Origin of the sequence: Amycolatopsis sp. NPDC051045 (assembly GCF_040682955.1) — a bacterium.
Lineage (GTDB): Bacteria > Actinomycetota > Actinomycetes > Mycobacteriales > Pseudonocardiaceae > Amycolatopsis.
Genome location: NZ_JBFBCC010000014.1, coordinates 21,515 through 36,127 on the forward strand (window position 1 = coordinate 21,515; position 14,613 = coordinate 36,127).

14 protein-coding genes and 1 pseudogene are annotated in these 14,613 nt (G+C 71.0%); 8 read left to right on the plus strand and 7 right to left on the minus strand.

The window, feature by feature from the left end:
* Positions 1-12 precede the first annotated feature (12 nt).
* The 3 genes and pseudogenes from AB0M80_RS28840 to AB0M80_RS28850 form a co-directional block, all read right to left on the minus strand.
* Positions 13-1,553 (minus strand): annotated as a pseudogene (locus tag AB0M80_RS28840) (GMC family oxidoreductase).
* Positions 1,553-3,016: an NAD(P)/FAD-dependent oxidoreductase gene (locus AB0M80_RS28845; protein WP_364571233.1), complete on the minus strand. Its 1,464-nt coding sequence runs from the start codon at positions 3,014-3,016 to the stop codon at positions 1,553-1,555. The pseudogene AB0M80_RS28840 and the gene AB0M80_RS28845 overlap by 1 nt, the downstream one beginning before the upstream one ends.
* A 74-nt stretch (positions 3,017-3,090) precedes the next feature.
* Complete coding sequence (locus tag AB0M80_RS28850) at positions 3,091-4,185, minus strand: winged helix DNA-binding domain-containing protein (protein WP_364571235.1); 1,095 nt, start codon at positions 4,183-4,185, stop codon at positions 3,091-3,093.
* Positions 4,186-4,265: 80 nt separating this feature from the next.
* On the opposite strand from AB0M80_RS28850, the gene AB0M80_RS28855 reads away from it, so the two are divergent.
* Positions 4,266-5,321: an AraC family transcriptional regulator gene (locus tag AB0M80_RS28855; RefSeq protein WP_364571237.1), complete on the plus strand. Its 1,056-nt coding sequence runs from the start codon at positions 4,266-4,268 to the stop codon at positions 5,319-5,321.
* Here AB0M80_RS28855 and AB0M80_RS28860 read toward each other — a convergent pair.
* Positions 5,242-5,913, minus strand: coding sequence for a helix-turn-helix domain-containing protein (locus AB0M80_RS28860; protein WP_364571239.1), 672 nt, complete (start codon positions 5,911-5,913; stop codon positions 5,242-5,244). The two genes, AB0M80_RS28855 and AB0M80_RS28860, sit on opposite strands and share 80 nt — an antisense overlap.
* A 192-nt stretch (positions 5,914-6,105) precedes the next feature.
* Here AB0M80_RS28860 and AB0M80_RS28865 point away from each other — a divergent pair, with 192 nt between their 5' ends.
* Positions 6,106-6,417, plus strand: coding sequence for a hypothetical protein (locus AB0M80_RS28865; RefSeq protein WP_364571241.1), 312 nt, complete (start codon positions 6,106-6,108; stop codon positions 6,415-6,417).
* 39 nt (positions 6,418-6,456) lie between these two features.
* Here AB0M80_RS28865 and AB0M80_RS28870 read toward each other — a convergent pair whose 3' ends face one another.
* Genes AB0M80_RS28870 through paaI form a run of 3 tightly spaced genes read right to left on the minus strand, consistent with a single transcriptional unit; the run spans position 6,457 to position 8,737 of the window.
* Positions 6,457-7,050, minus strand: a complete 594-nt coding sequence (locus AB0M80_RS28870) for a TetR/AcrR family transcriptional regulator (RefSeq protein ID WP_364571243.1) — start codon at positions 7,048-7,050, stop codon at positions 6,457-6,459.
* Positions 7,047-8,324: a phenylacetate--CoA ligase PaaK gene (paaK, locus tag AB0M80_RS28875; protein WP_364571245.1), complete on the minus strand. Its 1,278-nt coding sequence runs from the start codon at positions 8,322-8,324 to the stop codon at positions 7,047-7,049. Before paaK ends, AB0M80_RS28870 begins: the two co-directional genes overlap by 4 nt.
* On the minus strand, positions 8,321-8,737 hold the full coding sequence (paaI, locus tag AB0M80_RS28880; protein WP_364571247.1) for a hydroxyphenylacetyl-CoA thioesterase PaaI: 417 nt from the start codon (positions 8,735-8,737) through the stop codon (positions 8,321-8,323). The genes paaK and paaI overlap by 4 nt, the downstream gene beginning before the upstream one ends.
* Before the next feature lie 170 nt (positions 8,738-8,907).
* Between paaI and paaZ the strand changes: the two genes are divergently transcribed.
* From paaZ to paaE, 6 genes are all read left to right on the plus strand, one after another.
* The gene (paaZ, locus tag AB0M80_RS28885) at positions 8,908-10,938 is read left to right on the plus strand and encodes a phenylacetic acid degradation bifunctional protein PaaZ (RefSeq protein WP_364571249.1); all 2,031 of its coding nucleotides are present in this window, start codon (positions 8,908-8,910) and stop codon (positions 10,936-10,938) included.
* Entirely contained in the window at positions 10,935-11,870 is a 936-nt protein-coding gene (paaA, locus tag AB0M80_RS28890; protein ID WP_364571251.1) for a 1,2-phenylacetyl-CoA epoxidase subunit PaaA, read from the plus strand. The genes paaZ and paaA overlap by 4 nt, the downstream gene beginning before the upstream one ends.
* Before the next feature lie 68 nt (positions 11,871-11,938).
* Complete coding sequence (gene paaB / locus AB0M80_RS28895; RefSeq protein WP_364571686.1) at positions 11,939-12,223, plus strand: 1,2-phenylacetyl-CoA epoxidase subunit PaaB; 285 nt, start codon at positions 11,939-11,941, stop codon at positions 12,221-12,223.
* Positions 12,220-13,077, plus strand: coding sequence for a 1,2-phenylacetyl-CoA epoxidase subunit PaaC (gene paaC / locus AB0M80_RS28900; RefSeq protein WP_364571253.1), 858 nt, complete (start codon positions 12,220-12,222; stop codon positions 13,075-13,077). The genes paaB and paaC overlap by 4 nt, the downstream gene beginning before the upstream one ends.
* Positions 13,071-13,559 (plus strand): 1,2-phenylacetyl-CoA epoxidase subunit PaaD, encoded by a 489-nt coding sequence (paaD, locus tag AB0M80_RS28905; protein ID WP_364571254.1) that lies wholly within the window; start codon positions 13,071-13,073, stop codon positions 13,557-13,559. Before paaC ends, paaD begins: the two co-directional genes overlap by 7 nt.
* A 1-nt stretch (position 13,560) precedes the next feature.
* The gene (gene paaE / locus AB0M80_RS28910) at positions 13,561-14,613 is read left to right on the plus strand and encodes a 1,2-phenylacetyl-CoA epoxidase subunit PaaE (RefSeq protein WP_364571256.1); all 1,053 of its coding nucleotides are present in this window, start codon (positions 13,561-13,563) and stop codon (positions 14,611-14,613) included.

The following is a 14,613-nucleotide window of genomic DNA, read 5'->3' on the forward strand; positions in this document are numbered from 1 at the left end:
CGGGAGGGCCTCTCACCGAGGGGTCAACGGCAGCCGCAGGGCGCCCGGTGCCTCCGACGGCACCACCGGGTTCTTGGGCGCCACCGCCGCCACCCGCCGGTACGAAGCACCCAGCGGCGGCCGCGCGTCCTCTTCGCCGCGATTCGGCCAGAACGCCATCGCCCGCTCGGCTTGCGCCGTGATCGTCAGCGACGGGTTCACGCCCAGGTTCGCCGAGATCGCCGACCCGTCCACCACGTGCAACCCCGGATACCCGTACAACCGCTGGTACGGGTCGACCACGCCGGTGGCGGGGGAATCCCCGATCGCGCAGCCGCCGATGAAGTGGCCCGTGATCGGGATGTTCGCCAAGTCGGTCCACGCGCCCTGCGGCAGCCCGCCGATCTTCGCGGCCACCCGGCGCGTCACCTCATGGCCCGCCGGGATCCACGACGGTGACGGCGAGCCCGCGCCCTGCTTCGTCGTCATCCGGCGGCCGAACAAGCCGAAGAAGCGTGGTTTCGTGTACGTCGTCACGGAGTTGTCGAGCGTCTGCATCACCAGCAGCCCGATCATCCGCTCCGACCAGTGCCGCGGGTTGTGGATCCGCAGCAGGTTCCGCCGCTGCCGCCACAGCTCCCGCAGCCCGAGCACCCAGCGACGGCGCCCCGGGGACGCGTCCACCAGCACCGTCGCCAGCAGGCCCAGCAGGTTGCTGCCGCGCCCGTACCGCACCGGCTCCACGTGCGTGACCGCGTCCGGGTGGATCGACGACGTGATCGCGACGCCCCGCGAGTAGTCCGTGTCCGCCCGCAGCGACCGCGCCGCCAGGACGGCTTCGGAGTTCGTGCGAGCCAGGAGCCCGAGCCGGGGCGACAGAAGGGGCAGCGTTCCCGTGTCGCGCATGCGGTGCAGCAGCCGCTGTGTCCCCAGGGCGGCCGCGGAGAACACCACCTGCGTCGCGGTGAACGTCCGGCGGGCCCGGCGGCCGGTGCGCACCGTGTCGACCGCGTACCCGCCGTCGATCGGCCGGACCGTCACCGCCGTGGTCAGCGGGTGCACCGCGGCCCCCGCCCGCTCGGCCAGGTGGAGGTAGTTCTTCACGGTCGTGTTCTTCGCTCCGACCCGGCAGCCGGTCATGCATTCGCCGCAGAGCGTGCACGACTGCCGGACGGGGCCCGCGCCGCCGAAGAACGGGTCCACCCCGGACTGTCCGAAGTAGACGCCGACCGGGGTGCGCCGGTACGTGTGACCGATGCCCATGTCCTCGGCGACCTCGCGCAGGACGCGGTCCGCTCGTACAGCGTGTTCGCGTACACCAGCGAGCCACCGCCGACGCCGGCGCCGCTCATCACGAAGGTGTCCTTCAGCAGCGTCAGCCGCTGGATGCCGAAGCACCCCAGTTTCGGCGCCCACAGGTACTTCCGCAGCCGCCACGACGTCTTCGCGAACTCGTCGTCGGCGAACCGGCGGCCGGACTCCAGCACGCCGACGCGGTAGCCCTTCTCGGTCAGCCGCAGCGCCGTGACGCTGCCGCCGAACCCCGAACCGATCACCAGGACGTCGTAGTCCATCAGGCCACCACCCGGTAGTCCGCGACGTCGAACCGCCGGGTCCGGCGGTCGTACTCGGTGACCAGACCCGGCCAGTTGGTGGTCACCCGGCCGTCGGCCTGGCGGTACCAGCTCGTGCAGGCGCTCCAGACGCTGCGACCCAGCCGCTGCTGCACCTCACGGTCGTACCGCTCTTCGACCTCCGGTCGCACGTCCAAATAGGACACTCCGGGGCGGGTGAGCCGTTCCACCGCCTGCCGGATGTACCGTGCCTGCCGCTCGATCATGTAGATGATGGACCCGGCGCCGAGGTTCGTGTTGGGCCCGTAGACGCAGAACATGTTCGGGAAGCCGGGCACGCTCATGCCCAGGTACGCCCGCGCGCCACCGGACCACTCGTCCCGCAGCGACCGCCCGCCGAGGCCGCGCACCTCCATCGGGCCGAGGAACTCCGTCGCGGCGAACCCGGTGCCGTAGATCAGCACGTCCGCCTCGATCTCCGTGCCGTCCTCGACCCGCACGCCGTTCGCGGTGATCTCGCGGATCCGCCGCGTCTCGACGTCGACGTTCGGCTGGGCGAGCGCGGGCAGGTAGTCGTTGGTGAAGAGGATCCGTTTGCAGCCGAGCGGATACGCCGGCTTCAGCTTTTCCCGCAGCCGCGGGTCCTTGATGTGGCGGCGCCGGAGCTGGGCGGTCCGCAGCTCGAACATCTTCGCCAGCACGGGGTGCCGCGTCATGGCGTACGTCGCGTACTCGGCGAGCAGGAAGATCCGCAGCCGGCCGAGCAGCTGGGTGGCCGGCAGGTGCTCGAACAGCCAGTGCTGCCACCGCCGGTAGCGCGGATCGGACTTTGCCATGACGTACGGCGGCGTGCGCTGGAAGACCGTGACGTGGCGGGCGTGTTTCCGTAGCTCGGGCACGAACTGCACGGCGCTGGCCCCGGTCCCGATCACGGCGACGCGCCGGCCGGCCAGCTCGACGCCGTGGTCCCAGCGGGCGGAGTGGAAGGCGTCGCCCGCGAAGCTTTCGCGACCCGGGATGGCGGGCAGTGCCGGTCGCGACAGCTGCCCGACGGCCGGGACGAAGACGTCGGCCTCGTAGGTCTCCCCGCTCTGCGTCTCGACGCGCCAGACACCGCGGTCGGCGTCGAACGCGGCCCCGGTGACCTCGGTCCGGTAGCGGATGTGCGGCTCGAGCCCGTACTTGGCGATGACGCGCCGCAGGTAGGCGAGGATGTCGGGCTGGTGGGAGAACCGCTTCGGCCACCGCGGGTTGGGTTCGAAGGAGAAGGAGTACAGCGGTGACGGGATGTCGCACGCGGCCCCGGGGTAGGTGTTGTCCCGCCAGACACCCCCGGCCTCGGCGGCGCTCTCCAGGATCGTGAAGTCGGTGAACCCCGCCCGCTTGAGCTCGATCGCCGTCCCGATGCCGCCGAACCCGGTGCCCACGATCAGCACCGACGGCCCCTTCGCCGAACCAGTCATGCCGGAAAAGCTACGCACCGGACGCCTGTGACAACAGGCCACGAACGGTCACGCAATCGAGATTTCCGGCCAGCTCACTCCGGCGCGTGGACGCGCACCTCGTGGGTCTCCGCGGCCGGCTCTGCCCACTTCACCAGCTGCCCCGCCGAGCTCTCCAACCCCGCCAAGTCCCGCTTCGCCAGCTTCTCGAACGGCGACAGCTCGATCACCGCCGCCTTGCGGGACGCCTTGGTGTCCCAGAAGCCACACACCTGTCCGTCGACCAGCAGCGTGCCTTTGACCAGGCCGTTCTGCGAGATCACGCGCTTGCGGTAGGCGTCCGAGATCACCCGGGTCCGGTCCGCGTAGGACAGGATCGTCTGGTCGAACGGCCCCAGCAACCGCGGCGGCGCCGGGACGTCCTCGTCGGGCACCGTCAGTTCCGGGAGGTCCAGCAGCTCGCGGCCGTCCGGGTCGCGGTAGCGCCGCAGGTCCATCGAAGCGGCCACTTCGCCCAGTCGCGTGATGCCCGCCCACGTCTGCACGTCCGCCACCGTAGCCGGGCCGAACGCGCGCAAGTACCGGGAAATCAGCTCCGCCGGCGAAGGCGGCGACAGCGGAGCACCGACCCACTCGTCCAGGCACGCGTACGTCGTCTGCCCCGCCTTGCCCCAGATCGCCCGCGGCGGCACCTGGACCAGGGGCAGGCGAGCACGGGCCAGGTGGGTCAGGGAAGCCGCCGGGACGTCCCAGGTTCGCGCCAGCTCGGCACCCAGCGCCGTGCTGGCCAATGCCGAAGCCGTCAGCAGCTCCCGGGCCGCCGAGGCGACCGCGGAGTGGTCCAGGCCGGCCAGCGCCCGCGCGTGCTGGGTGTTCGTCTTCAGGTCGCGGTCGTACAGCACCTGGACCACCGGCCGCCACGCCAGCGCGTCCGCCGCCGTGACCAGGTGGACCGTGCCGCGCATCAGCGCGATCCGCACCACGCGCCGGCTCTCGAGCAGCTCCGCCAGTTCCGCGGGCCGGAACCCCTCGAGCCGCGACCACAGCCCGAAGTACGGCGGGAACGGCGCCTGCGCCTGCAGCCCGGCCAGGTGCTCCACCGCGTCGTAGGCCGACATCTTCGCCGGGCGCAGCAGCAGCTGGCGCTCCAGCGTGGCGCGGTTCAGGGCTCGTCGGCTCAAGGTCTCCACGCCGCCACCCTAACGACCACCGAGGACAGTTCCGGTCCTCGATTGGACACGTTCTCCCCCGGTGATCCAGAATTCCGGCCATGGCCGAGCTCGCCGCGCCCGCCGTCGGGGACTGGGACTTTCCCCGCGGCACCGCGAGCATCGAGCTGATGACCCGCTTCGCCGCCGAACGCGGCGTGGCCGCCGGCGAGCTGCTCGTCGCGACCACGCTCACGCCGGAGCTCCTCGCCGACCCCTCCGTTCAGGTCGACGCGCGCCAAGAGCTCGCCGTCGTCCGGGCCCTGGCCGGCCTGGACGGTTCGGACGCGACGGCGCTGGAGCTGGGGCGCCGCTACCGGGTCACCACCTTCGGCATCTTCGGCTTCGCCTGCATCAGCAGCCCGACGTTGCGCGACGCGATGCTGTTCGCCCTCCGCTACTTCGACCTGAGCTTCGCGTTCTGCATCCCGCACGTCGTCCTCGGCGCCGACCGCCTGACGCTGGAGCTCGACGACAGCCGCGTGCCCGCCGACGTCGCCCGGTTCCTCGTCCTGCGCGACCTCGCCGCGATCTTCGCGGTCATGCGCGACCTGCTGCCCGGGATCGCGCTGGACGAGCTGACCTTCCGCCACGAAGCGTCCACACCGGACTCGTACCTGGCCGCGTTCGGCGTGCTGCCGCGCTTCGGTGCCGACGCCTGCCGCGCGACGCTCGACCCCGCGCTGCTGACCCGGCCGCTGCCGCAGGCCAACGACCAGACCGTCGCCCTGTGCGCCGCGCAGTGCGAAGCGCTCGTCGCCCGACGACGGCAGCGTTCGGGCGTTTCCCAGCAGGTGCGGGAACGCCTGGTCCGGCTCGGCGGCGTCGACGCTCACATGGACGAGATCGCCCGGCAGTTGACGCTCAGCACGCGCACCCTGCGCCGCCGCCTGACCGAAGCCGGGACCAGCTACCGGGCGCTGGTCGACGAGGTCCGCCAGACGCTCGCCGAAGAGCTGCTCGACACCGGCGTGCTGTCGGTCGAGGACGTCGCCTACCGGCTCGGGTACGCCGAGGCGTCCAGCTTCATCCACGCGTTCAAGCGCTGGACGGGGATGACGCCGGCGGCGTTCGCCCGTCGCTTCCGCGCCGGCCGGCCAGGACCGCCGGGTAGGTGATCTTCAGCAGGTTGAGGAGCGCATCGGTGAGGAAGGTGCGCAGGGCCACGCGGTCGAGCGTGCCGCGGATCAGCCATTCCCGCGACGCCGCGCGCAGCATCCCGCCGAACGACCGGATCATCGCGCGCAGCTCTTCGCGCCCCTCGGTCACGCCGGTCATCAGCGCGGCCTCCAGGACCCGGTCGGCGGCGATCTCGTCGGCCTCCAGCATGATCCGCTCGATCTCGGGGTCGCGTCCGGCCGCCTCCGGCCCGATCACGGTCAGCCACGCGTCGCGGTTGCGGTCCACGACTTCGATCCACCGCTCGACGCCGATCGCCAGCCGCTGCTCCATCGTGGTGTCCGGCAGCGCTTCGGTGACCGGCGCGGGCACGATCATCATCTGCCGCACCACTTCCAGGTACAGCTCGCGCTTCCCGCCGAAGTAGTGGTTGATCAGCGGGCGCGCCACCCCGGCCGCCTCGGCGATGTCCGAAGTGGACACCGACGCGTAGCTGCCGGCGCCGAACAGGTGCCGGGCGGCGGCGAGGATCTCCGCGCGCCGCTCGGCCGGTTCGAGCCGGCGGCGGCGGGGCCGGGTCCCACTGGTCATGCGCCCAGCCTCGCCGGGCACCGGCACGCTGTCAACAAGTAGTTGACCCGTTGTCAAAAGAGTGACTCCGGTGGCGGCCAAGCGGTGTTTCGCGCCAACCTTTGTCGTTACGCAACCGGAACAACTCGCCGGTAACTTCCCGGGACCCGGATGCGACGAGACGGCTGAGACCGCGACCGGGGGTAGGACCAGATGACCGAAGAAGGCGCGCCGACCCGGCCGGCCGGGCGCTGGGTGAGCGTCCGTCTGCAGCACCGCCACGTCAGCTTCGACGTCGGCTTCGAAGCCGACGAGCCACTGCCCGACGGCGACTGCGCGGACGAAGCGTCCCTGTCGTACTCGGGCATCGTGATCTCCAGTTACGACCGGGGCGAGAAGGTGTCCGAGCGCTGGATCCCGCTGGGCGTCGACCCGTCCGAAGCGGACGACGAGCGGCTCATCGGCCAGCTGCGCGAGGCCCTGCTGTGGCAGGCGGGCCGCCCGCCGCAGAACGCGGAGGAGTGACCCGCCCGGCCTGGGACCGCGTGCGGGCCGTGCAGCGGCTCACGTTCCGGTGCGCAGGCCCTCGAAGGCCACCTTGCACACCGCGTCCGCGACCTCGGCCGCCGACGAGCCGCGCCGCGGCTTGTACCACTCGATCAGCGAGTTGACCATGCCGAAGACGAGCCGCGCCGTCACCGCCGGGTCGACGTCCGGGCGGACGTCGCCCTCCGCTTCGGCCTGCTTCACCAGGTCGGTCACCAGGCGGTCGAATTCGCGCCGCCGCGCCAGCGCCGCCCGTTCCACTTTCGTGTTGCCGCGCACGCGTAGCAAGAGCGTCACGAACGGCAGCCGGTCGGCGAGCACCAGCACGCTGCCGCGCACCAGGTGCTCCAGCCGGTCGATCGCGCGCCCGTCGAGCCGGGCCGTTTCCGACGCGACCTCGAACAACCCGTCGAGGGCCCGGTCCACCGCCAGCCGCAGCAGTTCTTCCTTGCTGGGGACGTGGTGGTAGATCGCCGACTTCGTGATGCCGAGCTTGCGGGAGAGGTCTTCCATGCTCGTGCCGTCGTAGCCGCGCTCGTTGAACAGCTTCACCGCCACCTGCAGCAGCGATTCGAGGTCGTAGCCGGGGCGCCCGCGCCGAGGTGTCGTCACGGCTTCTCCCGCTGGTCGACGATGCGCCGCATCTTGCCCATGGACCGTTCGAGGGTGTCCGGCTCGACGACCTCCACCGACACCGTCACGCCGACGCCGTCCTTGACGCCGCTCACCAGCGAAGCGGCGGCCTCCGCCCGTGAGGAAGCCGAAGCGTCGTGGCGCGCCTCCACCCGCACGGTGAGGTGGTCGAGCCGGCCGCGCGTGGACCGGACGAGCTGGAAGTGCGGGCTCAGCCCGGCCGTCCGGAGCACGATCTCCTCGATCTGCGTCGGGAAGACGTTGACCCCGCGCAGGATGATCAGGTCGTCGGTGCGGCCGGTCACCTTGGCCATCCGCCGGAACGCCGGGCGCGCGGTCCCCGGGTTCAGCTCGGTCAGGTCGCGGGTGCGGTAGCGGATGATCGGCAGCGCCTGCTTGGTCAGCGACGTGAACACCAGCTCACCGGTCTCGCCGCTGCCCAGGACCGCCTCGGAGTACGGGTCGATCACCTCGGGGTAGAAGTGGTCTTCCCAGATGTGCAGGCCGTCCTTCGTCTCGACGCACTCCTGCGCGACGCCCGGGCCCATCACCTCGGACAGCCCGTAGATGTCGACGGCGTCGAGCGCGAACCGCTCTTCGATCTCGGCGCGCATCTGCTCGGTCCACGGCTCGGCGCCGAAGATCCCCACCTTGAGCGAGCTGGAGCGTGGGTCGATGCCCTGCCGTTCGAACTCGTCGAGCAGGGTGAGCATGTACGACGGCGTCACCATGATGACCTCGGGCCGGAAGTCGGTGATCAGCTGCACCTGCCGCGCGGTCATCCCCCCCGAGGCCGGGATCACCGTGCAGCCCAGCTTTTCGGCGCCGTAGTGCGCACCGAGCCCGCCGGTGAACAGGCCGTAGCCGTAGGCGACGTGCACCTTGTGCCCCGGCCGCCCGCCCGCGGCGTGGATCGAGCGGGCCATCACCGTCGCCCAGGTGTCGATGTCCTGCTCGGTGTACCCGACGACGGTGGCCTTACCGGTGGTCCCGCTGGAGGCGTGGATGCGCCGCACCTGCTCCTGCGGCACGGCGAACATGCCGAAGGGGTAGTTCTCGCGCAGGTCCTGCTTGGTGGTGAACGGGAACTTCGCCAGGTCGGCCAGGTCCTTGCAGTCATCCGGGTGGACGCCGGCCTCGTCGAACTTCTTCCGGTACGCCGGAACGTTCGCGTAGGCGTGCCTGAGCGTCCACTGCAGACGTCCGAGCTGGAGGGTGGCCAGCTCGTCGGCGGAGGGGTCGGCGTCGATCATGCTTCGTCCCGTTTCGCGGAGAGGACGCGGCTGCGGCCGCGGAATTCGGCGACGACCTCGGGCCCCGCGGGGGTTTCCCGGTGCACGGTGACGTCGTAGATGCCGTTGCGGCCGTAGCGGGTGCGCTCGGTGGCTGTGGCGACGAGGTGGTCACCGAGCCGGCCGGCCGCGACGAAGGAGATCTCCGCGCCCGCGGCGACCGTCACCGGGCCGTGGGTGTTGCAGGCGCAGGCGAACGCGGTGTCGGCCAGCAGGAAGACGTACCCGCCGTGGGCGATGTCGTGGCCGTTGACCATCGCGCGCGTGATCGTCATGGTCGCGACGGCCCGGCCGTCGCCCGCTTCGACCAGCTCGATGCCCAGCGCGCGGGAGGCCTCGTCGGCGGCGAACATCGCGTGCGCGGCGTTGGTCATGCACCCCTCCGTCCTCACTGACCGAATGGACGGTCGCCTCGCGGTGCCGCTCAGTAAAGGCAGTGGTCGGGGCCGGTGTCAAGCGTTCGCCCTTCCGATCTCCGGCCGCAGCGGATACCATGCGATTAACTGAACGTACGGTAGGTAATTCGGTGAGAGGGTCGGACCTGATGGCATTGCTGCGCAGCTACGTCTCGGGCGGGTGGCACACGGCGGCAGACGGAGGGGTCCCGCTGCACGACGCGGCCACCGGCGAGGAGGTCGCCCGGATCTCGTCGGCGGGGATCGACTTCGCGGCCGCCCTCGAGCACGGCCGCCGGGTGGGCGGTCCGGCGCTGCGGGAGCTGACGTTCCACCAGCGTGCGGCCCTGCTCAAGGCGCTGGCCTCGCACCTGCGCGAGCACCGCGACGAGCTGTACGCACTCTCCGCGAAGACCGGTGCCACGCTGGGTGATTCGAAGTTCGACATCGACGGCGGCATCGGCGTGCTGTTCAGCTACGCCTCCAAGGGCAAGCGCGAGCTGCCGAACGACACCGTCTACGTCGAAGGCAACGTCGAGCCGCTTTCGCGCGGGGGCACGTTCGTGGCGCAGCACATCGCGACGCCGTTGCGCGGGGTCGCCGTGCAGATCAACGCGTTCAACTTCCCGGTCTGGGGTCCGCTGGAGAAGTTCGCGCCCGCCTTCCTCGCCGGCGTCCCGAGCCTGGTCAAGCCGGCGAGCTCGACGGCCTACCTGACCGCGCGGCTGGTCGAGCTGATCATCGAGTCGGGGATCCTGCCCGAGGGTTCGCTGCAGTTCGTCGCGGGCAGCGTCGGCGACCTGCTGGACCACGTGACCGCGCAGGACCTGGTGTCGTTCACGGGGTCGGCGTCGACGGCGCAGAAGCTGCGGACCCACCCGGCGATCATCCGCCACGCCGTCCGGTTCAACGCGGAAGCCGACTCGCTGAACTGCTCGATCCTCGGCCCGGACGCGGTCAAGGGCACGACCGAGTTCGACCTGTTCGTCAAGCAGCTGGTCACCGAGATGACGGTCAAGGCGGGGCAGAAGTGCACCGCGATCCGCCGGGCGTTCGTGCCCGCTTCCCTGCTCGACGACGTCGCCGCGGCGACGTCCGAGCGGCTCGCGAAGGTCACCGTGGGCAACCCCACCGCCGAGGGTGTCCGGATGGGTGCGCTGGCGAGCCTGGAGCAGCGCGAGGAGGTCCGGCGGTCGCTGAAGGCGCTGCTGGACGCCGGGAGCGTCGTGTTCGGCGACCCCGAGCGCGTCGAGGTCGTCGACGCCGACGCCGAGCGCGGCGCCTTCATCTCGCCGGTGCTGCTCAAGGCCGACCCCGAACGCTCCGAACCGCACGAGGTCGAGGCGTTCGGCCCGGTCTCGACGCTGATGCCGTACACGTCCACCGCGCAGGTCGTCGACTTCGCGGCGCGGGGTGGCGGCAGCCTCGCCGGGTCCGTGGTGTCCGCGGACCGGGAGTTCGTGCGCGAGGTCGTCCTCGGCGCGGCGCCGTTCCACGGCCGCCTGCTGGTGCTCGACGCCGACGACGCGAAGGAGTCCACCGGGCACGGTTCGCCGATGCCGCAGCTGGTCCACGGCGGTCCCGGCCGCGCCGGTGGCGGCGAGGAGATGGGCGGCATCCGTGGCGTGCTGCACCACATGCAGCGCACCGCCGTGCAGGGCTCGCCCGCGGTCCTGTCGGCGGTCACCGGCCGGTGGGTCACCGGCGCGCCGCGCACCGAAGGTGACGTCCACCCGTTCCGGAAGTCACTGGCCGAGCTGAAGATCGGCGACTCCGTGGTCGCCGGGCCGCGCACGGTCACGCAGGAAGACGTCGACCACTTCGCCGAGTTCACCGGCGACACGTTCTACGCGCACACCGACCCCGAGGCCGCGGCCGCGAACCCGCTGTTCGGCGGGATCGTCGCGCACGGGTACCTCGTCGTCTCGTTCGCCGCGGGGCTGTTCGTCTCGCCCGAGCCGGGGCCGGTGCTGGCCAACTACGGCCTGGAGAACCTCCGGTTCCTCACCCCGGTCAAGGTCGGGGACTCGCTGACGGTGACGCTGACCGCGAAGCAGATCACGCCGCGGATCGACCAGGACTACGGCGAGGTCCGCTGGGACGCCGACGTCACCAACGCCGACGGCGAGTCCGTGGCCAAGTACGACGTCCTGACCCTGGTTTCGAAGGAGCAGCCGTGACTTTGGATGGGACACAGCTTCAAGACCAGTTCGAGCACACCATCGAGCGCGACCAGCGGATCGAGCCGCGCGACTGGGTGCCCGAGGGCTACCGCAAGACGATGATCCGGCAGATCGCGCAGCACGCGCACTCGGAGATCATCGGGATGCAGCCGGAGGGCAACTGGATCACGCGGGCGCCGTCGCTGCGGCGCAAGGCGATCCTGCTGGCCAAGGTGCAGGACGAGGCCGGCCACGGGCTCTACCTGTACTCGGCCGCGGCGACGCTGGGCGCGGACCGCGCGGACCTGACCGACAAGCTGATCACCGGCAGGCAGAAGTACTCGTCGATCTTCAACTACCCGACGCTGACCTTCGCCGACGTCGGCGTGATCGGCTGGCTGGTCGACGGCGCGGCGATCTGCAACCAGGTGCCGCTGTGCCGGTCGTCCTACGGGCCGTACGCGCGGGCGATGATCCGGATCTGCAAGGAGGAGTCCTTCCACCAGCGGCAGGGCTACGAGCTGCTGATGACGATGATGAAGGGCACTCCGCAGCAGCGGGAGATGGTCCAGGAGGCCGTGAACCGCTGGTGGTGGCCGTCGCTGATGATGTTCGGGCCGCCGGACGCCGATTCGCCGAACACCGCGCAGTCGATGGCGTGGAAGGTCAAGCGGCACACCAACGACGAGCTGCGGCAGCGGTTCGTCGACATGTCGGTGCCGCAGGCCGAGGCCCTCGGCGTCACGTTCCCGGACCCGTTGCTGAAGTGGAACGCCGCGCGGGGGCACTACGACTTCGGCCCGGTGGACTGGGACGAGTTCAAGAACGTGCTGAAGGGCAACGGGCCGTGCAACACGCAGCGGATCGCGCACCGGCGACGGGCCCACGAAGACGGCGCTTGGGTGCGGGAAGCCGCCGTGGCGCACGCGAAGAAGAAGGAGCGCGAGTGAGCGACCTGACCGCCGAAGGGGGCCACGGCGCCGTCCCGCTGGAAGGCGTCCCCGCGGCCCCGGGGCCGATCAAGCACGACTGGCCGCTGTACGAGGTGTTCGTCCGCGGCAAGCGCGGGCTGAACCACGTGCACGTCGGGTCGCTGCACGCGGCCGACGACGTGATGGCGCTGCACCACGCGCGCGACCTCTACACGCGCCGCAACGAAGGCGTGTCCATCTGGGTCGTGCGCGCGGCGGACATCACGGCCTCGTCGCCCGACGAGAAGGACCCGTTCTTCGCGCCCAGCGGCGACAAGGTCTACCGGCACCCGACGTTCTACGACATTCCCGAGGATGTGCCGCACATATGAGTTTCGACAACGTGTACGAGGCCATCACCGAGGAGAACGACGCCCGCTGGGCGTTCGGCACCGGCTTCGAAGACCCGCTGTCCGGCATGGACACTTCGGTGCCGTCCGGGGTGGACGCCGCGCAGCTCTCGGCGTACTGCCTGATGCTCGGCGACGACGCGCTGATCTTCTCCCACCGGCTCCAGGAGTGGTGCACCAACGCGCCCGAGCTGGAGGACGAGGTCGCCATCGCCAACATCGCCCTGGACCTGCTCGGCCAGGCGCGGCTGCTGCTGGCCCGCGCCGGCAAGGCCGACGGCTCGTCGCGCACGGAGGACTCGTTCGCGTTCGTCCGCGCCGAAAACGAGTTCCGCAACGTCCGGCTCGCGGAGCTGGGCGGCGGGCACTTCGGGCACCTGATCGCGCGGTTGTTCGTGTTCTCGACGTGGCGGCTGGCGCTGCTGCAGCGGCTGGTGGGCGGGGTGGACCCGGTGCTGGCGGCGATCGCGGACAAGGGCGTCAAGGAGGTGACCTACCACCGCGACTACGCGGCGCAGTGGCTGGTTCGCCTGGGTGACGGAACATCGTTGTCGCACTCGCGGATGCAGGACGGCCTGGACGCGGTCTGGCCGTACGTGGGGGAGCTGTTCCGCACGCACCCCACGGAGTTCGTGGACGCGGCTTCCCTGCGGCCCGAGTTCGACGCGGTGGTCGACCAGGCGGTTTCCGCCGCGACGCTTTCGGTGCCTTCGGTCGGCGAGCTGGCGGGCGTGTCGGGCCGGACGGGCCGCGACGGCGTCCACACCGAGCAGATGGGGTACGTGCTGGCGGAGCTGCAGAGCGTCGCCCGGGCGATGCCGGACGCGAAGTGGTGACCGCGGCCGCGGTGGCCGCCACGGTCACCGACCCGGAGCTGCCGATGCTGACGCTGGCGGACCTGGGCGTGCTGCGCTCGGTGTCCGAGTCCGGCGGCCGCGTGGTCGTCGCGATCACGCCGACGTACACGGGTTGCCCGGCGATGGACACCATGCGCGACGACCTGGAGCACGCGCTGGTTTCGGCGGGCTACGAGGACGTCGAAATCCGGACGCAGCTGTCGCCGGCGTGGACGTCGGACTGGATTTCCCCTTCGGGGCGCGAAAAACTGGCCGCGGCCGGGATCGCGCCGCCGGGCGTGGCCCCGCGGCGATCGGGTCCCATCCCGCTGACGCTGTCGGCGCCGGTGTCGCGGGTGCTGTGCCCGCACTGCGGTTCCGCGGACACCGAAGAGCAGTCCCGCTTCGGCGCGACGGCGTGCAAGGCGCTGCGGCGCTGCCGCGCCTGTCTCGAGCCGTTCGAACACGTCAAGGAGATCTGAGGTGGCGCGGTTCCACGAATTGACGGTGGCCGGGGTCGAGCGGCTGTGCGACGACGCCGTCGCGGTGACGTTCGACGTGCCTTCGCCGCTGGCTTCGGAGTACGCGTTCAAACCGGGCCAGTCGCTGACGCTGCGGCGCGCGATCGACGGCCGTGACGAGCGCCGGTCGTACTCGATCTGCGCCCCGGCGGGCGCGGCACCACGGGTGGGCGTCCGCCTGGTCCCGGACGGCTTTTTCTCGTCGTGGCTGGTGAACGAAGTCCGCCCGGGCGACACGATCGAGGTGGCCCCGCCGACGGGCTCGTTCACCCCGGACCTCTCGGAGGGCGGCCACCACGTCCTGATCGCGGCGGGTTCGGGTATCACGCCGGTGCTGTCGATCGTGTCCTCGCTGCTGCAGTCGTCCACGGCGACGGTGACGGTGCTGTACGGCAACCGCCGCACGGACACGGTGATGTTCGCGGACGAGCTGGCGGACCTGAAGGACAGGGCACCGTCCCGGCTGGAGCTGATCCACGTGCTGTCGCGCGAGCCGCGCGAGGCGGAGCTGTTCACGGGCCGGCTGGACGTCCCGAAGCTGCGCACGCTGTTCTCCTCGTTGGTGCCGGTGTCTTCCGTCGACCACTGGTGGCTGTGCGGCCCGTTCGAGATGGTGTCGGGCGCGCAGGAGCTGCTGGCGTCGCTGGGCGTGCCGCGGGAGCGCATCCACCAGGAGCTGTTCTACGTGGACACGCCCCCGGCGCCGGTGGAGCACCTCGATCCGGCGGTGGCGGGGGAGTCCTCGGAGGTGTCGGTGGTCTTGGACGGCCGTTCGACGCCGATGACGTTGCCGCGCTCGTCGTCGGTGCTCGACGGGGCGCAGAAGTTCCGGCCGGATCTGCCGTTCGCCTGCAAGGGCGGGGTGTGCGGGACGTGCCGGGCTCGCGTGACCGAGGGGAAGGTGGATCTGCGGCGGAACTTCGCGCTGGAGAAGGCGGAGGTGGAGGCGGGGTTCGTGCTGACGTGCCAGTCGTACCCGGTCTCGGAGACGCTGACGGTGGACTTCGACGCCTGA